Origin of the sequence: Pseudobacillus sp. 179-B 2D1 NHS (assembly GCF_045370945.1) — a bacterium.
Taxonomy (GTDB): domain Bacteria; phylum Bacillota; class Bacilli; order Bacillales; family Domibacillaceae; genus Pseudobacillus.
This window is the reverse complement of record NZ_JBIQDP010000003.1, coordinates 126,081-147,766: the sequence shown is the minus strand read 5'-3', so window position 1 is coordinate 147,766 and position 21,686 is coordinate 126,081. Positions and strand designations below refer to the sequence as shown.

Sequence of the window (21,686 nt, the reverse complement as noted above, 5' to 3'; positions counted from 1 at the left end):
AAAATTGGTAACCAACTAAAAACTAAGCAAATAGACACCTGTCCTAATAGGATAATTATGTGATTTTTTTCATTGTTTGTCAAGTAGAAAAGAAGGGAATGAGCATATGTTTGACCTCCATTGTCACATATTGCCCGGTATTGATGACGGAGCCTCCACGCTTGCAGAAAGTATTGCTATGGCAAAAGAGGCAGAAAGAGAAGGAATTACCTCTATTATCGCTACGCCTCATCATAAGAATGGCGCATACGACAATACAAGGGCCCACATATTGGCGAGTGTTGATCACTTAAATGAGGAGTTGAAGAAAGCCGGCGTGAACGTGAACATACTGCCGGGACAGGAAATCAGGATTTACGGAGAATTGCTGGGGGACTATGAAAAGGGGGAGCTTCTGACTGCTTCGGGAAATTCTGCTTATCTTTTTATTGAATTCCCTGCCAGCACCGTCCCGCATTACACCGAACAGCTATTCTACGATATTCAAATGAAGGGCTTGCTTCCTATCATTGTTCATCCGGAGCGCAACTTTGAGTTTATCCAGAAGCCAGACCGGCTGTACGATCTCGTGAAAAGCGGAGCAGCTACACAGATTACTGCCGCTTCTTATATCGGTAAGTTTGGGAGGAAAGTCCAACAATTCACCGAGCAGCTTATCACAGCTAATTTAACACATTTGCTCGCTTCAGACGCTCACAATACAACTACGCGCACATTTAAAATGACGGAGGCCTATACACGGCTAGCGGGCAAGCTGGGAAGCGACTATGTAGCTTATTTTCAGGAAAATGCTGAGCTGCTCGTAAATGGGGAACATCTTCATAAAAATCCACCGGAGAAAATTTATAAAAAGAAGAAGCTTTTAGGCATTTTCTAACTTTTAAATAGCAGGATTTCATCCAGCTTATTTTTTTCACTGAAACGATTGGATAAATATCCAAAAAAAGCAGTAAAAATGTATTTGTGTTTAAAACTGGTGATGCCTCCTAACCGTTATCAATGGAGGCACTCGGCTGTACTGTGGGTTTGGAATATCCGGGACCTTAGACGCGAGTCGTCAATAGTGCAGCGTGAGGGTGGGTTAGATGCCCAATTTTCTTTACAAGCTTCATCTATTCAGCTTGGCGATCAGCATTTGGAAAGACAATTAATAAAAGCCCATTTGGAGAGTGGTTTTCTATTAGTTGTTTTGCATAACACTATGACTTTTGAAAATTGAGAGAGGTGAATGGCGTTGACGTATCAAAAAAGGCTGTCGCTGTTAGCTGCGCTTGATTCAGCTATCGTTTTATTCTCCATCTATATCGGCTATTTCCTGCTGCATCCTTACATGAACATCTATAATGCAGGCACCTTAGCTATTAGTTCGATTTCACTTTTAGCGAGCCATCATTTGTTTGCCGCTCTTTACAGGCTCTACCAGAAAGCTTGGGAATATGCGAGTGTCCATGAATTGATAGCTATTGTACAAGCGGTCACCTTATCCGTTATAACGACAGCTGTTATTCAACTCGTTGCTTTTCAGGATATTTATGTGCGCGTGCTTTTAATTACGTGGATGCTGCATATTTTATCAATCGGCGGTTCCCGTTTTTCCTGGCGCTTGTACCGCAATCATTTTATGGCAAGGGGTAAGGGAAAAAAGAGAGCGTTAATTGTGGGAGCAGGCTCCGGTGGTTCCATGGTCGTCCGGCAGCTGCTTAATCATAACGATGCTGATTTCCATCCGGTTGTGCTTGTAGATGATGATACCAACAAACAGCGGCTGCAAATTCATGGACTCACTGTAGCAGGGAAAACAGCGGATATACCGAGATTGGTGAAGCAGTGGAAAATAGACCACATTATTATTGCGATTCCTTCATTGAAACGCTCCGAAATTCAACATATTTACAAACAATGCGCTAAGACGAGCGCGAAGGTCCAGATTATGCCGCTCATTGAAGATGTCATCACTGGCCGGGTGCCGGTTAGCCAGTTTCGCGAAGTGCAAGTGGAAGATTTGCTTGGTCGGGACCCAGTAGAGCTTAATATTGAAAGCATCGCAGAATATGTAACCGGCCGAACCGTGCTTGTCACAGGGGCAGGCGGGTCGATCGGTTCGGAGATTTGCCGCCAGATCAGCACGTTCCGGCCGCGGAAGATCATCCTTGTCGGGCATGGAGAAAACAGCATTTATCAAATTGATTTGGAATTGCGCACTCGCTACAAGGAAACGATTGAAATTATCCCCATCATTGGCGACATTCAGGATCGTGAGCGCATGTTCCGGGTCATGGAGGACTACTGTCCAGATGTTGTCTATCATGCCGCTGCTCATAAGCATGTGCCACTCATGGAACACAATCCGGAGGAAGCTGTTAAAAATAATATCTTCGGCACAAAAAATTTAGCAGAAGCGGCCTGTGCTGCTGGTGTAAATAAGTTTGTCCTCATCTCTTCCGATAAGGCGGTAAACCCGACAAATGTGATGGGGGCAACGAAGCGCCTTGCTGAAATGATCATTCAGCAGCTTGATAAACAAAGCAACACATGCTTTGTCGCTGTCCGGTTTGGCAACGTGCTCGGTTCAAGAGGAAGCGTCATTCCACTGTTCAAAAAACAAATTCAGGCAGGGGGACCGGTCACCGTTACCCATCCCGAAATGACACGTTACTTCATGACCATTCCAGAAGCATCCAGGCTTGTGATTCAAGCGGGTGCGCTTGCTAAAGGGGGCGAAATTTTCGTTCTTGATATGGGAGAGCCTGTCAAAATCGTGGATCTTGCCAAGAACCTTATTAAACTATCAGGATTCAGCGTGGAAGAGGTAGGCATTAAGTTTTCCGGGATACGCCCAGGTGAAAAAATGTACGAGGAATTGCTGAACAAAAATGAAATTCATCCCGAACAGGTCTTCCCGAAAATCCATGTCGGCAAGGCAGCTCAGGTGGAACCGGAAGTGCTGTGGGAATTTATTGATACTCTTCCTTCAAAAAACAGCCGGATGCTGAAAAAAGAGTTAATAGATATCGCGAACGCGAAAGACGGGCTGCAGCAGTTAATGAAGGAAGTTAGCGGATTACTAATATAGAAAGAAGGAGTTTAGTCATGAATTTTGCTATTGCAGGCTGTGGCTTTATTGCGAAAAAACATGCTAGAGCTATTGAAAACATACAAGGGGCAAAGCTTGTCGCTGTGTGCGATAAGGTGCCAGAAGCTATGGAATATTATACAGACACGTACGGGGCAGAGCCATTTAGCGAATTTGCGGAGATGCTGCAAAGAGAGGACATAGATATTGTCTGCATTTGCACACCGAGCGGCCTACATGCGCCATTAGCTGAAGAGGCGGCGAGAGCACGGAAGCATATTATTTTGGAAAAACCGATGGCGATGAATTTAAGGGAGACGGATCAAATCATTTATGCCTGTAGGAAGCATAACGTCAAGCTGGCGGTTGTTCACCCAAACCGATTTCGTCCAGCTGTGCAAGAGCTGAAACATATTTTGAACAAGGGGCTGCTGGGGAAAATCAGCCATGCTAATGCTACCGTCAACTGGAACCGAAATCAGGCATATTATGACCAGGCTCCGTGGCGCGGCACGAAACAGTATGACGGCGGCGTGTTGATGAATCAAGCGATTCACACTCTCGATTTATTGCTTTGGTTCATGGGACAGCCTGAACAAATCTTCAGCATGGAAGCGACGCGCTTGCGGAACATCGAAGCGGAAGATGTGTCAACCGGATTGATCCGTTTTGAATCAGGAGCCCTTGGAACAGTGGAAGCTTCTACAACGGTGTATCAAAGCAATTTTGAAGAATCGATTACGATCTTTGGCGAGAAAGGCACAGTGAAAATTGGCGGTCCGAATGCCCTCTACTTTGAATGCTTAACAATTGAGGGCATGTCCGAGGAAGAAACCGAAGAGATATTAAATAAAGTTAAATCTGATCCGTGGGGAACACCGGGACATCAGTGCATTATTGAGGACATGATGGAATCAGTAAAAGAGAATAAAGAACCGGCTGTTACAGGAGAAGACGGCAGGGGAGCCTTGGAGCTTGTTCTTGCTTTTTACGAATCAGCTGCGAGAAATGAACCAATTTATATGAAGCCTGTCAAAGTATGTATGTAAAGGGGAGTAATTATGACAACACAAACGATCACTAATACAGCCGAACAGCTTATCACCAAACTGAAAAACAAGACAGCCGTCATTGGGGTTGTCGGCCTTGGATATGTAGGGCTGCCGCTGGCGGTAGAGAAGGCAAAAGCCGGCTACGATGTTATCGGATTTGATGTGCAGCAAGAGAAAGTAAAGAAGGTAAATCAAGGGGAGAATTACATTGGCGATGTAGTCGCCGCGGATCTGGAGGAACTTGTTCACTCCGGCAAGCTAAAAGCTACTTCTAATTATTCATTTATTGAAGAAGTAGATGCTTTGGCCATTTGTGTGCCGACGCCGCTGGACGTTTATAAACAGCCGAACATGGAGTATGTCCAAAGCTCTGCCACAGCTATTGCCAAGCATATTAAAAAAGGAACGCTCGTTGTGTTGGAAAGCACGACTTATCCGGGCACGACAGAGGAATTAATTAAGCCAATTCTTGAAGAGAACGGATTAGTGTGCGGCGAAGACTTTTTTCTTGCTTATTCTCCGGAGCGGGTCGATCCCGGCAATAAAGACTTTAACACGAAAAACACACCGAAAGTCGTTGGTGGCATGACAGAAACCTGTACAAAAGTAGCGGCTACGATGTACCGCTCTGTATTGGAAGGTGATGTGCATGAAGTGTCCAGTCCGGCTGTGGCTGAAATGGAAAAACTGCTTGAGAATACGTTCCGCAACATTAACATTGCTTTGGCAAATGAAATGGCGATCCTGTGCAATAAGATGGGCATAGATGTTTGGGAAGTCATCGATGCTGCGGCAACGAAACCATACGGCTTTATGCCATTTTATCCGGGACCGGGGCTTGGCGGCCACTGCATCCCGATTGATCCATGGTACCTCACTTGGAAGGCGCGCGAATATAACTATCATACAAAGCTAATTGAGACAGCCGGTGAAATTAATGACAGCATGCCGGAATTTGTTATTCAGCGCTGTATGGAAATTTTGAACGAGCGCGGAAAAGCTTTAAAAGGCTCTAATATTCTTGTGTTAGGTGTGGCTTATAAGAAAGATATTGATGATTACCGGGAATCACCGGTCTTGCCTATTCTTGAGAAAATGACCCAGGCTGAGGCTAACTGGACTGCTGTCGATCCGCATGTCCGGGAATTTAAGCTAAAAGGAAAGTTACATACCACGGCGCATTTGACGGACGAGTTGCTTGAGCAAGCTGACTTGACAGTCATTGCCACGAACCATAGCTCGTTTGATTATCAGACGATTATGAGAAAGTCACAGGCTATATTTGATACGCGCAACACTTACAGAAATAAGGAACAGAGCAAATATTTAAAATTGTAAATAGCCGGGGAAGTGCCTGTAATGATAGCAATGGAAAGGTTAAATGCCAATCGTTTTCTTAAAAATTTTGCAGCTTTATTTTCCGCTACCTTGTTTGCTCAATTGATTAATATTGTGGCTTCACCGGTGCTGACAAGAATATACAGCCCGGAGGAGTTCGGTTATTTTAGCTTTTATTTGTCTGTCTGCGCTTTATTGATTGTGTATACAACAGGCAGATATGAGTTTGCCATCAATACGGTGAAATCAGAGGAAGAAAGCCAACAGCTGTTCAAGGTAGTCTTCGTTTCTTCTATACTTTTTACTGTTCTTCTGTTGGCAGTGGAACAGCTCTTTCATGATCCGGTACTTCGCTTATTTAAGCTGGAGAAAGCCTCGTCGCTCCTGTTATATATCCCGCTCACACTTCTCGTCATGGGGATTTCTCAGGGGTTAAATTATTATTTGAACAAGCATAAGGAATTCGGAGTGCTTTCTAAAGGGAAGGTGCTCCGGAGCTCTGTCACCAGCGGGGCCTCCATCGTGTTCGGCTGGACAGGCCTTCAATCGGTTGGGCTGATTTTAGGAAATGTACTTGGTTACGTCGTTTCCAATATGTATCAGACGAGAATAAAAAAGATCGGTTCTTTATTTGATTTTCGCCAATACGACTTTCCATTATTATGGAAGACGGCGGCAAAGCATAAGCATTATCCGTTGTACAACAGCTCATCCGCTTTTTTTGACAACCTGGCTGTCCAGGCTCCGGTGTTTATTTTAATGCGTTTTTTTTCCGAAGCCATTGTTGGATTTTACAGTTTAACGATACGGGTAGCGGCCATGCCGATTTCCCTTATCTCCGCTTCGGTGGCGCAAGTGTTTTTAAGTGAAGTAGCTGAGTTGCACGCTGAAGGAAAATCTTTTTTGCATGTGTTAAAAAAAGTTCTCATGCTGCTTGCAGGTATTGGCGTTCTTCCTGTCATTCTGCTTGTTGTTGCGGGGCCGTGGGGATTTGCGCTTGTATTCGGTGAAAAATGGCGGATGGCAGGAGAGCTGTCGCAAATCTTAGCCTTTGGCTATTACGCCAAGTTTGTTGTCTCTCCGCTCAGTGTCGTATTTTTTGTGAAACAAAAAGTGAAGCTGCTTTCTCTCATTCAAGGAATAAGGGCAGTTTCTACCCTTTCGGTGCTTTGGATTAGCTCGGTCTACTTGAATATAAAAGGAGTGGTCTTCGTATATTCCATTCACGAACTGCTTTTTTACAGCTTATATTTATTTTTCATTTTTAACATTAGCCGGGATCCCGGTCATACGCGCGACTAAATGAATATATTCGTTGTTTGGAGAGATACATGATAAAAACAAAGACAGTCACATTCATTTCTTTACTTGCTTTAAAAATTCTTTTGGAATACAGCTATACAACGATTATTAATCCCATTTTCTCTTATGAGGGCTTCATTCTATATGAATCTTTTCCGAAAATGGTTGAGTCCTACATACTGGCTTCAATAATTTTCCTAGTTGCTATCTCTTTGTTGGAAAGCAAAAAAGCACCGAGCAAAATTGTTATCTATTTAATCATTGTGCTGCTGTATATTCCTTTAACGGCCTTGTTTTGGCTGCAAAACCAGCCTCGGCCGTTTATTTATTCAATTACTATTTCCTTATCTCTCATCATTTTGATCGTCAGCACGTTTTCAAAAGTGCGCTTGGTGAAGCTTAAGGAAGGAAAAAGCTTAACTTTCATAATCATTGGCGGCATGTCGCTTATCGTTTATGGGCTGTTAATTGCACAAGGCGGCCTCGGTCGAATTAATTTGAATTTAATGGAAATTTATCAAGTGCGAGAGGCATACGCCAATACGAATAACAAGGTGTTGGCCTATTTGCTGCCATGGCAGGCTCATGTCGTCAATATGCTGGTTATCGCCGTTGCGATGTACAAGCGGAATTTTAAGATTGCCGGGATATTTATCTTATTGCAAGTATTTCTTTTTTCGATGACTAACTTTAAAAGCTTTCTTTTTGCGCCGTTAGTCTTGGTTGGATTCCAACTGTTTGAGAAAACGAAGCTAAGAGATAATTTGCTGCTCGTTATGTCTTTAGGCTCTTCACTGTTGCTCTCGATATGCATTGGGATTTATCACTTTTTTGGTTCGTTTTACATGGCATCCATTTTTATCCGACGTTTGTTTTTCGTACCGAGCAACTTGCATTATGTCTATTACCACTTTTTTCAGCCGATAGAGAAGTACAAGCTTTCCCATTCTTTTTTAAGCTTTATCAATGACAACATCTATCACATGACGCCTGTGCAATTAGTGGCGCTCTCATACTACAACAGGGAAAACTTTGCCCCTAACGTCGGGTTTTTTGGAGACGCTTATTTGAATTTTGGAGTGTTAGGGGTGCTAGGATTTTCATTGCTGCTTGCATTCTTATTAAAGCTCATCGATACAGCATCTGTTTCGGTGCCTTCTTTTCTGGCCATGTCTATTCTCGTGATCCCTGCCATGTCATTGATTAATGCGGCATTTTTCACCTCCTTGCTGACGCATGGAATTTTATTTGCCATTTTAATGCTTTGGCTTGCCAACAGTCTGTTTACAAATGAAATAAATACGATAGGGAGTAAAAAATGAAGATATGTCACTTAACGTCAGTCCATCCTCATAACGATACAAGAATATTTATTAAAGAGTGCCGCTCTCTTGCTGTATCGGGATATGAGGTGCATCTTGTTGTACCGGGAGCGCCTGACTCCGTTATTGATGGAGTACAGCTGCACGGCGTATCCAAGGAAAATGGAAATCGTTTAAGGCGGATGACTAAAACAGTTGACCGTGTGTTGAAAAAGGGATTCGAAATAGATGCGGATGTCTATCACTTCCATGACCCTGAACTAATCCCTGCCGGCTTAAAGCTGAAAAAAGCTGGCAAAAAAGTGATTTATGATGTCCATGAAGATGTGCCGCGGCAAATTTTATCAAAGAAATGGCTGCCGAGTTATCTGCGAAAAGGGATCTCTGCTGCCTTTGAACAATTTGAAAATAGGGCGGCACGGAAATTTGATGCCATTTTAGCTGCTACTCCTCATATTCGGGACCGTTTTCTAACATTGGGCTGCCAAGCGCGTGATGTTAATAACTATCCCATACTGGAAGAGTTGAAGATTGATAATGTTTCCTGGGCAGAAAAAGAAAATGCAGCCTGCTATGTTGGCGGCATCACCGCTATCCGAGGGATTCGTGAAATGGTGGAGGCTCTTCAATTTACAGAAAGTGTCTCCCTGCTGCTTGGTGGAAAATTTGTGACTGCTTCGGAAAGAGACATGGTCGCTGCGCTGCCAGGCTGGGCAAAAGTAGATGAGTTGGGCTATGTAAATCGGGAAGGTGTGAAAGAAATATACCGGAAGTCAAAGGCAGGACTCGTCGTCTTGCACCCGACGATAAACTACGTTGATGCCCTTCCAGTAAAAATGTTTGAGTATATGGCAGCAGGTTTGCCAGTAATCGCCTCCAATTTCCCGCTATGGGAAGGGATTATCGTGGAAAAAGGGAAATGCGGCCTTTGCGTCGACCCGTTAAATCCGCGGCAAATTGCTTCTGCGATCCAATGGTTAGTAGATCATCCGGAGGAAGCAGAGCGAATGGGGGAAAATGGCCGCAAGGCGGTGGAAACAGAATATAACTGGGAAAGGGAAAATGAGAAGCTGCTAGCGGTTTATGAGAGTCTCGCTTAATAAATTTAGATACATAAGGAGTTTGTTATGAAGATTAAAATGCTCGATTTATCTGAACAATATCAATCAATGAAAAAAGAAGTTATGGCCAAGCTGGATGAAGTGATGTCCTCTTCTCAATTTATTTTAGGGGATAATGTCAAACAGCTCGAAGCCGATGTAGCCAAGTATAGCGGAGTGAATTATGGAGTGGGTGTCGGTAACGGCAGTGACGCAATTCACATTGCCTTACAGGCTGCAGGAGTGGAAGCAGGCGATGAAGTCATTACCACAGCTTTTACATTTTTTGCAACAGGGGGAGCTATCGCGCGCGCTGGCGCAGTACCTGTGTATGTCGATATTGATCCGGTTACCTTTAATATTGATCCGGCCAAAATCGAAGCAGCCATTACAGATAAGACAAAAGCTATCATCCCTGTTCACTTATACGGCCAAATGGCAGATATGGAAGCGATCAGGCACATCGCTGATGAATATAATCTAGTTGTGATTGAGGATGCTGCCCAGGCTATTGGCGCCAAACAAAACGGCAAGAGCGTCGGAGAGCTTGGCACAGCCGCAACGTACAGTTTTTTTCCGACAAAAAACCTGGGAGGCTACGGGGACGGCGGAATGATTGTCACAAATGATGAAGAGCTTGCAGAAAAGGCCCGGGTTATCCGAGTACACGGCAGCAAGCCGAAATATTATCATCATGTTTTAGGCTATAATAGCCGTCTCGATGAGATGCAGGCTGCTATTTTGAATGTAAAGTTCCCTTATTTGGATAAGTGGTCTCATAGCCGTCGCGAACGCGCTGCTTATTATACAGATCAGCTGGAGACTAAACTGGAAGGAATTGTCCAAACGCCAGTCCAGAAACAAGGGAACTACCATGTGTTCCACCAGTACACATTGCGTGTGCCGAAACGTGATGAATTGCAGCAATACTTGAAGGAACAGGGAGTTGCTACCATGGTATATTATCCGCAGCCGCTTCATGTTCAGCCGGTATTTAAAGAGCTTGGCTACGAGGAGGGGGACTTGCCAGAAACGGAGAAAGCGGCTAAAGAAGCCCTTTCGCTTCCGATGTATCCCGAGTTAAAGCAGGACGACCAAGATTATATCATTGAAAAGATAGTGGCATTTTATGAGAATGCTTTTGAGAAGGAACAGAAATCAGTGGAAACAACAAAAGAACTTACAAAATAGACTATCAAAACCGCCTGTTTACCAGGCGGTTTTTTCTAAGGAGAGATCAATGATGAATGTGTCCGTAAGCAGAGGCCATAATTCTGTTATTGGAAAGAACGTATCTTTTGGGGACAATGTAGTGCTTGGCAATAACGTCGTTATATATGAAGGAACACAGATTGGAAACAACGTAATTATCCAGGATAATGCCGTCATTGGAAAACAGCCAACGAGAGCAAAATCCTCGATCTTACCGGAAACGACACAGCTTCCGCCTGCTGTCATTGGATCAGGTGTCACGATTGGAACATCGGCAATTATTTATGCGAACGCAGAAATTAGTAATGATGTATTTATCGCTGACTTAGCCACTGTTCGTGAGCGAGTGATGATTGGCGAGCGGACGATTATTGGCCGCGGAGTCGCAGTGGAAAATGACTGTAAAGTAGGGAAGCGATGCAAGCTGGAAACCAATTGTTATATTACTGCTTATTCTGAACTTGGTGATGATGTGTTTGTTGCTCCTTGTGTCGTAACAACCAATGATAACTATATGGGCAGAAGCAAGGAAAGATTCGATAAATTTAAGGGAGTCACGATTAAAGATGGCGGCCGCATCGGAGCAAATTCGACCATTCTTCCGGGAAAAGTTATTCATGAGGATGGGGCAGCGGCTGCGGCAAGCGTCGTAACGAAGGATATACAAAAGGAAGAGCTTGTTGTCGGTTCACCGGCCAAAAAATTAAGGGAAGTGCCAGCCGGGCAATTATTAAGAAATCAAGAGTGAGGGTATAAAGTGAACATATGGATCTTTAATCATTACGCAACCACTCCGGCGCATGTTGGCGGAACGAGGCATTTTGATTTGGCGAAGCATTTATCTGACAGAGGGCACCAGGTCACAATATTTGCATCTTCGTTCAATCACTTTTCCAAAAAGGAGATGGTCTTCCACAGTAAAGAAAAGCCGAGTGAAGTGGAATGGATCAATGGAATAAAGTATGTCTGGATTAACACCCCGGCTTATCGCCATTCGCTAGGACGAGTGAAAAACATTTTAAGCTACACGTTAAAAAGCTATAAAATCGCTATAGCTAGCTGTGCAGAAGAGTCGCCTGATATCGTGATCGGTTCAAGCGTTCATCCTTTAGCAGCCATTGTCGGGTATTTAACAGCCAAAAAAGCGAATTGTAAATTTTATTTTGAAGAGCGCGATTTATGGCCGCAAACATTTGTTGACTTTGGAAAAATTTCTTCCACTCACCCTTTAGCCATCGTTTTATATAAGTTAGAAAGCTTTTTATACGAAAAAGCCGAGCGGATTATCGTGCTGTTTGATAAGGCGAAAAACTACGTAGAGTCGAGGGGAGTCGATCCGAACAAGGTCATCTATCTTCCTAACGGAGTGAACTTGTCTCCATATGAACAAGTAGAGAAGACGCTTCATGTCGATGAAATGTTCAAGGGACTGGAAAACAAGTTTGTGGTCGCCTATATCGGTTCACATGGAATCGCTAATCATTTAGAACCTGTTATTGATTTATTTTCCATGCTGCAAGATCACCCGGATATTCATTTGCTGTTAGTCGGGGGAGGCGCAAAAAAGCAAGAATTAATGGAACGGGTGCAAAAAGAAAACCTTCGCAATATCACTTTCAAAGACCCGGTGCCGAAATCTCATATTCCTTATTTATTGAGCAAGGTTCAGATGGGCATTATTTCAATATTGGATACCCCGCTTTACAAATGGGGGTTCAGCATGAATAAGATTTATGATTATATGGCTGCTGGCCTTCCGATTGTCATGATCGCTAACCCGGATCTCTCAGGTTCGTTGAGCGGAGTGAAAGGGGTTCATGCACAGGATGATTTAGAAAAGCTGAAGCAAGTAATTGTCGACGCTTTCCACTCTGCCAAGAAGCTCCAGGAAGAGGGCAGATTTCTGAGAGAATACGTGAAAGAGCATTATTCATGGGAAGTGCTAGGCGGTCAGCTCGAGGCTGTCATGCTGCAAGACACAGAGGGAGTAGAAATCAATGAAAAGATCGTTTGATATTATTTGTTCTTTCCTTGGTCTAATGTTCTTGTCGCCGGTTCTCTTGGTGACCGCTTTTTTGATCCGCTTAAAACTGGGTTCGCCCGTCCTTTTTAAACAACAGCGTCCCGGCTTGCATGGCAAGCCTTTTTTTGTTTATAAATTTCGGACAATGACTGATGAGAATGATGAAAACGGACAGTTGCTTCCTGATCATATGAGGCTGACATCTTTTGGACAGCTGCTTCGGAAGCTGAGTCTCGATGAATTGCCGCAGTTATTTAATGTGTTAAAAGGTGACCTCAGCCTGGTCGGTCCGCGTCCATTACTGATGGAGTATTTAGAATTTTACACACCGGAGCAAGCGAGGAGGCACGAGGTGCGTCCCGGCATTACCGGTTGGGCGCAGGTGAATGGCCGCAACGCGCTTTCGTGGGAAGAGAAATTCCTGCTGGACGTGTGGTACGTTGACAATCGTTCTTTCTGGCTGGATATGAAAATATTAGGCATGACCGTGTTAAAAGTATTTAAATCGGAAGGAATCAGTCAGACGGGGCATGTGACGATGGAGAAGTTTACAGGTTCGAAAGGCGTGGAGAAATGAAGAAAATTGCGATTGTCGGTGGAGGCGGGCACAGCAAGGTTATCCAGGATATTATTCGAGCGGGAGCAGAATATGAAATAGTTGCTTTATTAGATGATAAATATCCGTCTCCCGAGAAAAGGGGCGAATTGATTTTCGCTCCTGTTTCGTATGCATCACAGCTCAAGCAAGCGGGAGAAGAGGTGAGGTTTGTTATAGCAATTGGAGATAACCGGATAAGAAAGCAAATGGCCGAACGGTTAGCATCTATAGACGCGCAATTTGCCGTACTCATTCACCCCTCGGCAGTGATCAGTCCCTCGGCTGTTGTAGAAGCAGGAACAGTTGTCATGCCTTATGCCGTCATAAATGCGGATACTTTCGTTGGCCGGCATGCCATCATTAATACGGCGGCTGTTATTGAGCATGACAACAAGATTGAAGATTTTGCCCACATTTCTCCCAATGCCGCTCTTACCGGGAGTGTGCATGTCGAGGAAGGCGTTCATATTGGGGCAGGGGCTGTTGTCATTCCGGGGAAAAGGATCGGGGCGTGGTCAGTCGTCGGGGCTGGTGCCGCTGTCATCAATGATATACCAGAAGAAGTAACCGCAGTCGGTACACCGGCAAAGATTATTCAATATATACATGAGTCACTTGATTAAAAGTTTTACACATAAGAGAAGGAGGGAGAACGTTGGTACAGTCATCGAAAATTCTTCTGTCTCCGCCTCACATGAGCGGAAGAGAGAAGAAGTATATAAATGAAGCATTTGAAACAAACTGGATTGCCCCGCTTGGTCCGAATGTGGATAACTTTGAAAAGGAGCTGGCGGATTATGTGCGTATGCGAGGAGCGGTAGCGCTTAGTTCAGGCACAGCAGCGATTCATCTGGCTCTCCGCCTGCTTGATGTGAAGAAAGGGGATATCGTATTCTGCTCGTCACTGACCTTTATAGCAAGTGCAAACCCGATTGTATATGAAGGGGCAAAACCGGTATTTATTGATTCGGAGCCCGATAGCTGGAATATGTCTCCGCCTGCTTTAAAGCGTGCTTTTGTTGATGCTGAGAAAGCCGGATGCTTGCCAAAAGCAGTCGTTATCGTCAACTTATACGGCCAAAGTGCAAAAATGGATGAGCTGTTAGCGATTTGTGATCACTATCACGTGCCGGTCATTGAAGATGCGGCAGAATCGCTTGGAGCTGAATATAAAGGTAGAAAAAGCGGGACGTTCGGCAAATTCGGCGTGTTTTCTTTTAACGGCAATAAAATTATTACAACGTCCGGCGGGGGGATGCTTATATCAAACGATGAGGAAGCACTGCACAGAGCACGCTTTCTGGCGACGCAGGCCCGCGATCCGGCGCCTCATTACCAGCATAGCGAAACAGGCCATAATTACCGCCTAAGCAATATTTTAGCCGGGGTCGGCAGAGCGCAGCTGGAGGTGCTTGATGAACGTGTAGCAGCAAGAAGAGCTATTTTCAACCGGTATGTACAAGAACTTAGCCATGTGAATGGGGTGGAATTTATGCCTGAGCTTGAAGGAACCGTGCATAACCGCTGGCTGACAACATTCACAATGGACGAGGACCAGCTTGGAGTGTCCCCTTCACAGCTAATAGAAGCGTTAGCGGCGGAGAATATTGAAGCGCGCCCTGTCTGGAAACCGCTCCACCTGCAGCCGGTATTTGCAGGAGCAGCTTATTATCCCCATGAAAAAGGAAGAAGCGTTTCAGATGAGCTATTTGAAAAGGGTGTATGTCTGCCTTCAGGGTCAAGTATGACTGAAGACCAGCAACAGAAAGTGATTGATACAATTAAGAAAACAGTAAAAGGAAAAATAAGCATCTGACGAGTGCATACTTTTCACGAGAATCAAAGCAGAAACAGTTTCCGTCTGTAATAGATCCAAATAAAAAGGACTAAATACCGTGAATAAGAAGTTAATAGTTTTTATTTTACTGGTTACTTTCGCAGTCACCTGTATAACGATCTTTACTAACAGGCATGAGGATGAAGATGTGAACCGCAAGCTAAATGAGAAGGAACAGAGTTTGTGGAACAGCACAATCCGTGTGTATTTACAAAAGGACTTGCAATCCGGCCGTGATTTTTATGATGCAGGGCACTTGCTCATGGTTCCTCTTCATTATGCTTACTCTTCTTCTAATGAGGAGCTTACAAGTGATTTTAAAGAATATTTCCAGCATTTTAACCCAGCCGAGCACAAAGAGCTGAATATTCATGCGGAAGGGGAGCGGTTGTCCACCCTGCAGTATTATTATTTAATCAGCCAATATATCGTATTAGCAGAGAATAAAGGTGCCGACAAGCAGCACATTAATGATTTGGCGGATTACTTATTAAGTGAAATCCAGCAGCTATGGCTGGAAGTGCCCGCGTGGCAATGGGGAGAAAAAGATTTTCGGGGCGGGATGAGACAACGGGTATTATGGAAGCTTGAAAATGAAAAGGTAGACCGTCACTATTATCGGGCATTCGTGGATGAAGAGTTTTTTACATTTGCGATTGCTGCTGATTTAAGCCGACACTTCCAAAATGATCCGGTGCTTAAAGATATTTTAAAAATAAACTATCAGGTATTTCAGCAAGAGAGTCATTTTTACGCAGATGGACGGTGGTTATTCCAGCCGGGCGTATGGAGTGACCATCCGGATTACTTATATGCTGGGTACCATAACAAAAAAAATATTCAGGCAGCAAAGCCAGTAGAGGGGATAGCGGCTGATTCATCCCATTTCCACCGTTTCCCGCTATGGATCACAAGTTTTATTAAGGCCTATCCGAAAGGCTCATCCCAAAGAGAGTTATTTCTGAACGTTCGCCAAGGGCTCGAAAAGCAGTTTTTTGATAAGGTTCTTGTTGATCCCGATGACAAGAAGCCTTATTACAAGTTAAATAATTTCATGGATGGCCGTAACGGGCTGTATAGATGGAATTATGCGACTACGCGGAACAATGGATACGGACCATACGAGCTGTCAGGAACTTTTACGATGGGCTGGTGGGTATTTCTCGGCTCCGACAGAATAAAATACGTATACGCTGATTTGGCAAAACAATTTCCACTGCCTTACGAGGCAGTAGACTTGTATTCAGGTCCTGCCAAGACAAAGGCGAATCATTTCTCTGCTGCCGCTTCTAATACTTATAACAATGGCTTAAAGGAAATTTTAGCCGTCCTGGCTTCAAAAATGAAATAATGGCCAACCGATTGTTGTCCAGCAGATGATAGAAGGATATGGGATACTCAATGATACTGAAGGAGTTTTTCATGAAGTATTTAGTAAGGATGGCGATGCTGCTGATTGTGGCGGGGATCATTTATTCTTTTTCTTCACAAACCTATGAGGAGCAATCGCTTGTGCCCTTTCTGGAGCAGGTGCTTCCCGGAGAACCTTTTTCCGGCGTGCTGTCCGCCTGCAGAGTAACCTATTGGGGAAAAGAGATATCTATTGAGACGCAAGGATACTACTATTTTCTTGAGTTTTTCATCCGTAAGTTTGCTCATCTGTTTTTATTCGGTTTATTAGCTGTCGCCTTATTTCGGGTATACGTAGTATGGGAGCCGAATCGGGTGAGGAAAGGCATACTGGTGGCTTTAGCTGGCACCTTCCTGTATGCCGGGATGGATGAATGGCACCAGCTCTATACAGGAGGGCGGACACCACTTCTTAATGATGTGTTTTTGGATATGATTGGAGCAGTGTTAGCGCTCACTCTTTATGTATTTCTATACATAAGAAGGCCAAACAGACTGTTGCCCAAGATAAACGTGTAATTGAACAGTTTTTCAAATGCCAATGATCGAGACGAATAAAAAACCCCGTGATTATGCTGGATAAGCTCCGGATAATCACGGGGTTTTTATATTTAGTAAAGGAAGAGGAGGTTATGTCATGATTGAAATGCGGAACGGACAAAAAGTTTACCGCTCCGGCGGAGAGAAGCTGCCCGTCTTGCGAGGAGTAAATCTGCATATTGAAAAAGGTGAATATGTGGCGATTATGGGCAAATCCGGATCGGGGAAGAGTACATTGTTAAATTTGTTAGGGACGCTAGATGTGCTTGATGGTGGAGAATATGAGTTGGCAGGGCAGGGTGTTCATCAAATGAGTGCACGCAGACGGACCGCTTTGCGCAATGAGGAGATTGGATTTATCTTTCAGCACTTCCACCTTATCCCCAATCTGTCTGTTTATCAAAATGTGCTTTTGCCGCTTACGTATGGGGAGAAAAGAAGGAATGGAAAGAAAGCCAAGGTGCTTCAAATGCTCGACGCAGTCGGGCTATTGCATAAAAAGAATCAAAAGCCGAACCGGCTATCCGGCGGGGAAAAACAGCGAGTGGCGATTGCAAGGGCACTTGTTAATGAGCCAGGCTTGATTTTGGCAGACGAACCAACGGGAAGCTTGGATGAAGAAACCACCGATGAAGTATTGCAATTAATGGAACACGTACATAAAGACGGGGCGACCATCGTGATGATTACGCATGATTTAGAAGTAGCCAAACGGGCAGAACGTATTTTTTTATTGAAGAACGGCATATTGAAGGAGTCGGCCAATGAAGCTGCTTACAGGATTTAAGCTGGCATGTTTGGGGCTATGGGCGAATCGTTTTCGGGTGCTATTTTCAATGGCTGGTGTCGTCATTGGAATGTTTGCGGTCATTGTGCTGACTTCGATTTCTATTGGTGTGAAAGATACGCTACTTAAGCAGATGGGGGGACTTGGCGCGGAGCAAATTTTAGTTATTCCCGGCCGAGTGCTCGATACCGTGAGCGGGCAAAAAGATCTTTTGAGCGGATTAACGAGCGTGCCGAGCACGCTGACGTATGAGGATGCGAAAGAGATAGAAAAAGTGGAACGTGTCCGCTCAGTCACACCTCACTTGGAAACTGTATCAACCGTACAGACGGGAGAAGGGAGGAATATAAAAAAGCTGCAGGCAGTCCTCGTCGGCAGCACGGATCAATACAGCAGAGTGCAGCATGCCAAGCTTGCTGAAGGGCGCTTTTTTACGAAGGAAGAGCAAAAAGCGAAAGCGAGAGTTGTCGTCTTAGGTAGCAATATTTATGAAGGGCTGCTTGGAAAAGAAAGTAGGCCGGAAGAAACAAGGGAACCGGCAGACGCAGCGACCAAGCCATGGTGGCAGCGGCTATTTTCTTCGCTTGCGCCACAGAGTGCAGCGGCCGAGAAGCAGGAAGCTTCACTTATCGGCAAAGAAGTCGTGATGAACGGGACGAATTACAAGGTTATCGGTGTTATGGCGCCAAATGCCTCACTTGGTTCAAGTACTGACAACAATGTCGTGATGCCGATTGAAACGGCTTTACAGGAAACAAATATGAAAAATTTAAACAAAATGATCGTGGAAGCGGATAGCACCGCGGTCATTGACCGGGTCGACGGTGACGTATTTGCGGCTATAAAAAAAAATCATAAGGAGATTGACTTCAGCGTCGTGAAGCAAGAGCAGATGTTGGAGGCACTTAATAAAGTCACAGCGATTTTGCAAGCAATGCTCGCTGGGATTACCGTGACAGCTCTCATTATTAGTGGAACAGGAATTATGAATGTCATGGTCATGTCGGTCAGGGAGAGGACACGGGAAATTGGCATTCGCAAAGCACTGGGAGCGACGACATTTCAAGTGATGGTGCAGTTTCTCTTTGAAACGCTTCTTCTTTGTTTTCTTGGCGGGCTGATTGGTTTGGGGATCGGCTATTTATTTATTGAACTCTGGAATGACACCATTTCTATCTTTTCGCTCGTTCTGCCGCTCTGGGCTGTGAAGCTGGCCTTGACTTCTTCGTTTGCCGTTGGTATTTTATTTGGCATTTATCCGGCATTGAAAGCGGCAAGAATGAATCCGAGCCAAGCATTGAGATTTGAGTAATAAGGAAAGCGATGTGAAAAGAGAGCTGTCCACTTTCGTAAGACAGCTCTCTATTGATCTATTTTCTTATTGTCTCATCCGCACGATGAGCAGCATAACGAAAGAGAGGAGGACGATGGAGAGCACCCATAGCCAGGCCATGGTCATATTGCCAGAATCGATGGCTATGTAGATAGCTGTCGGAATGGTTTGGGTTTCCCCGGGTATGTTGCCAGCGAACATTAAGGTAGCGCCAAACTCTCCTAAAGCCCGGGCAAAACTTAAGATGCTTCCAGAAATGAGGGCTTTAGAAGCGAGCGGTATGGAAATGAATAGAAGGACTTTCCATTCACTCGCTCCGTCGACTCTTGCTGCATCTTCGATATCGCGGCTAACAGCTTGAAAACCAGATTTGGCGGATTGGTACATGAGTGGAAAGGCGACAATAGCCGAAGCCATCACACCGGCCCACCAGGTGAAAATAATCGGTTGATGAAAGAGCCATTCAATGGCCCTTCCAGCTGGGCTGTTTTTTCCAAAGACAACGATGAGAAAAAAGCCGACCACTGTCGGAGGAAGCACCATCGGCAGCATAAGTACGGTTTCCAAAACGGCTTGTCCTTTAAAGTTCTTTCTTGCTAACAGCCGTCCCGCTAATGTTCCTGCTATGATCACTACAACACCGGCTGTAATGGCTATTTTTAAAGAAAGACAAATCGGACTTAGGAATTCTTCGATGGATGCTTCATTGAGAAGTGAAGCCATAGTCTTTAAACACCTTTAGCGCTTCATCGCTTTGCAAATAATGATAGAAGTTCTTGGCTTCTTTATAATGTTTGGAGTCTTTAATAACCCCCACCGGATAAATAATCGGTCCATGCATTTTTGGATCAGCTGTAGCCGCGATTTTTACTTTGCTTGAAACAAGGGCATCGGTTTTATAGACAATCCCTGCATCTACATTTCCAGTTTCAACGTAAGAGAGAACCTGGCGTACATCCTTCGCGTAAACGATGTTGGATTCCACTGTATTCCACAGATTCATCTTTTCCAATGTTTCCTTTGCATACTCTCCAGCCGGTACGGATTCTGGCATACCAATCGAAATCTTGCCGGCTTTTCCTAAATCTTTAAAGCTCTTAATAGGAGCCTTTTCTTGTTTTGGAGCAATTAATACAAGGTCATTGCCGAGAAGATCCAGTCCGTCCTCCTTACGGATCTTTCCTTTTTTCACTAATGCGTCAAACTTCTCTTCTGCTGCGGAAAAAAACAAGTCCACTGGCGCTCCTTGAGAGATTTGCTGCTGGAGGGAACCAGAGCTGCCGAAGTTGAATTTCAGCTTGATATTGGGATGTTCCTTTTCATAGGCTGCCTGCATATCATCCATCGCATCCTTCAGACTGGCAGCTGCGGAAATCGTTAATTCTACTTCTTTCTGTTTTCCAGTGACAGCGTTCTTGTCCGCTGATTCAGCGCTCTTATTGTTTGAGCATGCCGCCATTAGCATCAATACAAACAATAAAATGCCCGTTAGCTTAAAATGTTTTTTCATCCTCACACCCCTATTTTATAATTAGTTATAAAAGATTATATCTAATTATAACTAAACGGAAATAGTTTTTTTGTACTTTTTAAAAAATTGCTTTTTCTATTCGCCAAGGAGAATGCGTGTTTCTGTACTTGAGTCGAAGAAATGAGCTTTGTTCATATCGATTGACAGTGACAAAGTCTGGCCAGATTGAAAGTCAGCTCTTGGATTAAACCGGATAGCAAAGGAATGGGAGGAGATTTTTCCGTGCACCACGGCTTCTGCTCCCAGCCATTCAACGGCTTCCGCTTTTACTTGAATCATCGCATCGCCGTGAGGCTCTGTATAAAAGTCTTCCGGGCGGACGCCAAGAATGATCGGTTTATTTACGTATCCTTGCGTTCGCAAGCAGGCCAGCTTTCTTTCAGGAATTGGAATGGACACCGTTCCGAGCTGAAAGGCGTGCTCTGAAAGAGTACCGGCAAAAAAGTTCATGGCCGGTGAACCAATGAAACCTCCGACGAATGTATTGACTGGATTATCGTATACTTCTTTCGGGGAGCCAATCTGTTGAATGGTTCCCTCTTTCATAACAACGAGACGGGTAGCCATTGTCATGGCCTCTGTCTGGTCGTGTGTAACATAAATGGTCGTTGTTTGCAGGCGTTCATGAAGCTTTATAATCTCTGCGCGCATCTGAACGCGAAGCTTAGCATCAAGATTCGATAAAGGCTCGTCCATTAAAAAAACTTTAGCATCACGAACGATGGCACGGCCGAGTGCGACCCGCTGGCATTGCCCCCCGGAGAGCGCACTTGGTTTGCGGTCCAGGCAGGATTCAAGACCAAGGAGGAACGCTGTTTCTTTCACCCGGCGGTCAATTTCCTCCTTTGCATATTTACGAAGCTTTAGCCCAAATGCCATGTTTTGATAGACGTTCATATGAGGGTAGAGTGCATAGTTTTGGAAGACCAAGGCAATGTCGCGCTCTTTCGAGGGCACATCGTTCATTCGTTTGCCATCTAACAGCAAATCACCTTGTGAGATTGTTTCAAGTCCGGCAATCATTCGCAAAATAGTCGATTTGCCGCAGCCTGAAGGGCCAACGAATACAATAAATTCTTTCTCTTTAATATCAAGGTTAAAGTCTTCTATAGCCGTAACCTTTCTATTGTAGTTTTTATAGATGTGTTGTAATTTTAATTCAGCCACCATCATAATCCTTTCGAATATTAAATTATATGAATTATTACTCTTTATGTCTTATTATAAT

At 44.4% G+C, this 21,686-nt stretch carries 21 protein-coding genes; 18 read left to right on the top strand and 3 right to left on the bottom strand.

What is annotated here, in order from left to right:
* The first annotated feature begins 106 nt into the window (after positions 1 to 106).
* The 18 genes from ACH0BF_RS04535 (at position 107) to ACH0BF_RS04450 (ending at position 18,906) form a co-directional block, all read left to right on the top strand.
* On the top strand, positions 107 to 877 hold the full coding sequence (locus tag ACH0BF_RS04535; RefSeq protein ID WP_406908947.1) for a tyrosine-protein phosphatase: 771 nt from the start codon (positions 107 to 109) through the stop codon (positions 875 to 877).
* Positions 878 to 955: 78 nt separating this feature from the next.
* A complete protein-coding gene (locus ACH0BF_RS04530) occupies positions 956 to 1,219 on the top strand; it encodes a hypothetical protein (protein ID WP_406908946.1) in 264 nt (87 codons plus the stop codon).
* Positions 1,220 to 1,234: 15 nt separating this feature from the next.
* Positions 1,235 to 3,073, top strand: coding sequence for a polysaccharide biosynthesis protein (locus ACH0BF_RS04525; protein WP_406908945.1), 1,839 nt, complete (start codon positions 1,235 to 1,237; stop codon positions 3,071 to 3,073).
* A gap of 17 nt (positions 3,074 to 3,090) precedes the next feature.
* On the top strand, positions 3,091 to 4,122 hold the full coding sequence (locus ACH0BF_RS04520; RefSeq protein ID WP_406908944.1) for a Gfo/Idh/MocA family protein: 1,032 nt from the start codon (positions 3,091 to 3,093) through the stop codon (positions 4,120 to 4,122).
* A 12-nt stretch (positions 4,123 to 4,134) separates the two neighbouring features.
* Positions 4,135 to 5,463, top strand: coding sequence for a nucleotide sugar dehydrogenase (locus ACH0BF_RS04515; RefSeq protein WP_406908943.1), 1,329 nt, complete (start codon positions 4,135 to 4,137; stop codon positions 5,461 to 5,463).
* Between the two features lie 21 nt (positions 5,464 to 5,484).
* A complete protein-coding gene (locus tag ACH0BF_RS04510) occupies positions 5,485 to 6,765 on the top strand; it encodes a lipopolysaccharide biosynthesis protein (protein WP_340852064.1) in 1,281 nt (426 codons plus the stop codon).
* A gap of 29 nt (positions 6,766 to 6,794) precedes the next feature.
* Entirely contained in the window at positions 6,795 to 8,087 is a 1,293-nt protein-coding gene (locus tag ACH0BF_RS04505; RefSeq protein WP_340852065.1) for an oligosaccharide repeat unit polymerase, read from the top strand.
* Positions 8,084 to 9,187, top strand: coding sequence for a glycosyltransferase family 4 protein (locus ACH0BF_RS04500; protein ID WP_406908941.1), 1,104 nt, complete (start codon positions 8,084 to 8,086; stop codon positions 9,185 to 9,187). Before ACH0BF_RS04505 ends, ACH0BF_RS04500 begins: the two co-directional genes overlap by 4 nt.
* Positions 9,188 to 9,214: 27 nt before the next feature.
* On the top strand, positions 9,215 to 10,378 hold the full coding sequence (locus tag ACH0BF_RS04495) for a DegT/DnrJ/EryC1/StrS family aminotransferase (protein WP_406908940.1): 1,164 nt from the start codon (positions 9,215 to 9,217) through the stop codon (positions 10,376 to 10,378).
* Positions 10,379 to 10,427: 49 nt separating this feature from the next.
* Entirely contained in the window at positions 10,428 to 11,147 is a 720-nt protein-coding gene (locus ACH0BF_RS04490) for an acyltransferase (RefSeq protein WP_120035169.1), read from the top strand.
* Between the two features lie 9 nt (positions 11,148 to 11,156).
* Positions 11,157 to 12,413 carry a glycosyltransferase family 4 protein gene (locus ACH0BF_RS04485; protein WP_340852069.1) on the top strand — a complete coding sequence of 419 codons (1,257 nt, stop codon included), beginning with the start codon at positions 11,157 to 11,159 and terminating at the stop codon, positions 12,411 to 12,413.
* A complete protein-coding gene (locus ACH0BF_RS04480; RefSeq protein WP_120035165.1) occupies positions 12,397 to 12,999 on the top strand; it encodes a sugar transferase in 603 nt (200 codons plus the stop codon). The genes ACH0BF_RS04485 and ACH0BF_RS04480 overlap by 17 nt, the downstream gene beginning before the upstream one ends.
* Positions 12,996 to 13,643: an acetyltransferase gene (locus ACH0BF_RS04475; protein ID WP_340852071.1), complete on the top strand. Its 648-nt coding sequence runs from the start codon at positions 12,996 to 12,998 to the stop codon at positions 13,641 to 13,643. The genes ACH0BF_RS04480 and ACH0BF_RS04475 overlap by 4 nt, the downstream gene beginning before the upstream one ends.
* Before the next feature lie 71 nt (positions 13,644 to 13,714).
* Positions 13,715 to 14,836: a DegT/DnrJ/EryC1/StrS family aminotransferase gene (locus ACH0BF_RS04470; protein WP_340856325.1), complete on the top strand. Its 1,122-nt coding sequence runs from the start codon at positions 13,715 to 13,717 to the stop codon at positions 14,834 to 14,836.
* 79 nt (positions 14,837 to 14,915) lie between these two features.
* A complete protein-coding gene (locus ACH0BF_RS04465) occupies positions 14,916 to 16,208 on the top strand; it encodes a hypothetical protein (RefSeq protein ID WP_406908939.1) in 1,293 nt (430 codons plus the stop codon).
* 71 nt (positions 16,209 to 16,279) lie between these two features.
* Positions 16,280 to 16,786, top strand: coding sequence for a VanZ family protein (locus tag ACH0BF_RS04460; RefSeq protein WP_259455628.1), 507 nt, complete (start codon positions 16,280 to 16,282; stop codon positions 16,784 to 16,786).
* A 118-nt stretch (positions 16,787 to 16,904) separates the two neighbouring features.
* Entirely contained in the window at positions 16,905 to 17,594 is a 690-nt protein-coding gene (locus tag ACH0BF_RS04455; RefSeq protein WP_120035159.1) for an ABC transporter ATP-binding protein, read from the top strand.
* The gene (locus tag ACH0BF_RS04450; protein ID WP_406908938.1) at positions 17,572 to 18,906 is read left to right on the top strand and encodes an ABC transporter permease; all 1,335 of its coding nucleotides are present in this window, start codon (positions 17,572 to 17,574) and stop codon (positions 18,904 to 18,906) included. Before ACH0BF_RS04455 ends, ACH0BF_RS04450 begins: the two co-directional genes overlap by 23 nt.
* A gap of 66 nt (positions 18,907 to 18,972) precedes the next feature.
* Here ACH0BF_RS04450 and modB read toward each other — a convergent pair whose 3' ends face one another.
* From modB to ACH0BF_RS04435, 3 genes are all read right to left on the bottom strand, one after another.
* Positions 18,973 to 19,650, bottom strand: a complete 678-nt coding sequence (gene modB, locus ACH0BF_RS04445; protein WP_406908936.1) for a molybdate ABC transporter permease subunit — start codon at positions 19,648 to 19,650, stop codon at positions 18,973 to 18,975.
* Complete coding sequence (modA, locus tag ACH0BF_RS04440; protein WP_120035155.1) at positions 19,631 to 20,437, bottom strand: molybdate ABC transporter substrate-binding protein; 807 nt, start codon at positions 20,435 to 20,437, stop codon at positions 19,631 to 19,633. Before modA ends, modB begins: the two co-directional genes overlap by 20 nt.
* Positions 20,438 to 20,533: 96 nt before the next feature.
* The gene (locus tag ACH0BF_RS04435) at positions 20,534 to 21,625 is read right to left on the bottom strand and encodes an ABC transporter ATP-binding protein (RefSeq protein ID WP_120037978.1); all 1,092 of its coding nucleotides are present in this window, start codon (positions 21,623 to 21,625) and stop codon (positions 20,534 to 20,536) included.
* Positions 21,626 to 21,686 lie beyond the last annotated feature (61 nt).

What these genes read in the sequence shown, in the direction of transcription:
- ACH0BF_RS04535 (WP_406908947.1), top strand. Translation starts at nt 107, where the DNA reads ATGTTTGACCTCCATTGTCACATATTGCCCGGTATTGATGACGGAGCC.
- ACH0BF_RS04530 (WP_406908946.1), top strand. Translation starts at nt 956, where the DNA reads ATGTATTTGTGTTTAAAACTGGTGATGCCTCCTAACCGTTATCAATGG.
- ACH0BF_RS04520 (WP_406908944.1), top strand. Translation starts at nt 3,091, where the DNA reads ATGAATTTTGCTATTGCAGGCTGTGGCTTTATTGCGAAAAAACATGCT.
- ACH0BF_RS04515 (WP_406908943.1), top strand. Translation starts at nt 4,135, where the DNA reads ATGACAACACAAACGATCACTAATACAGCCGAACAGCTTATCACCAAA.
- ACH0BF_RS04510 (WP_340852064.1), top strand. Translation starts at nt 5,485, where the DNA reads ATGATAGCAATGGAAAGGTTAAATGCCAATCGTTTTCTTAAAAATTTT.
- ACH0BF_RS04505 (WP_340852065.1), top strand. Translation starts at nt 6,795, where the DNA reads ATGATAAAAACAAAGACAGTCACATTCATTTCTTTACTTGCTTTAAAA.
- ACH0BF_RS04500 (WP_406908941.1), top strand. Translation starts at nt 8,084, where the DNA reads ATGAAGATATGTCACTTAACGTCAGTCCATCCTCATAACGATACAAGA.
- ACH0BF_RS04495 (WP_406908940.1), top strand. Translation starts at nt 9,215, where the DNA reads ATGAAGATTAAAATGCTCGATTTATCTGAACAATATCAATCAATGAAA.
- ACH0BF_RS04490 (WP_120035169.1), top strand. Translation starts at nt 10,428, where the DNA reads ATGATGAATGTGTCCGTAAGCAGAGGCCATAATTCTGTTATTGGAAAG.
- ACH0BF_RS04480 (WP_120035165.1), top strand. Translation starts at nt 12,397, where the DNA reads ATGAAAAGATCGTTTGATATTATTTGTTCTTTCCTTGGTCTAATGTTC.
- ACH0BF_RS04475 (WP_340852071.1), top strand. Translation starts at nt 12,996, where the DNA reads ATGAAGAAAATTGCGATTGTCGGTGGAGGCGGGCACAGCAAGGTTATC.
- ACH0BF_RS04470 (WP_340856325.1), top strand. Translation starts at nt 13,715, where the DNA reads ATGAGCGGAAGAGAGAAGAAGTATATAAATGAAGCATTTGAAACAAAC.
- ACH0BF_RS04460 (WP_259455628.1), top strand. Translation starts at nt 16,280, where the DNA reads ATGAAGTATTTAGTAAGGATGGCGATGCTGCTGATTGTGGCGGGGATC.
- ACH0BF_RS04455 (WP_120035159.1), top strand. Translation starts at nt 16,905, where the DNA reads ATGATTGAAATGCGGAACGGACAAAAAGTTTACCGCTCCGGCGGAGAG.
- ACH0BF_RS04450 (WP_406908938.1), top strand. Translation starts at nt 17,572, where the DNA reads ATGAAGCTGCTTACAGGATTTAAGCTGGCATGTTTGGGGCTATGGGCG.
- modB (WP_406908936.1), bottom strand. Translation starts at nt 19,650, where the DNA reads ATGGCTTCACTTCTCAATGAAGCATCCATCGAAGAATTCCTAAGTCCG.
- modA (WP_120035155.1), bottom strand. Translation starts at nt 20,437, where the DNA reads ATGAAAAAACATTTTAAGCTAACGGGCATTTTATTGTTTGTATTGATG.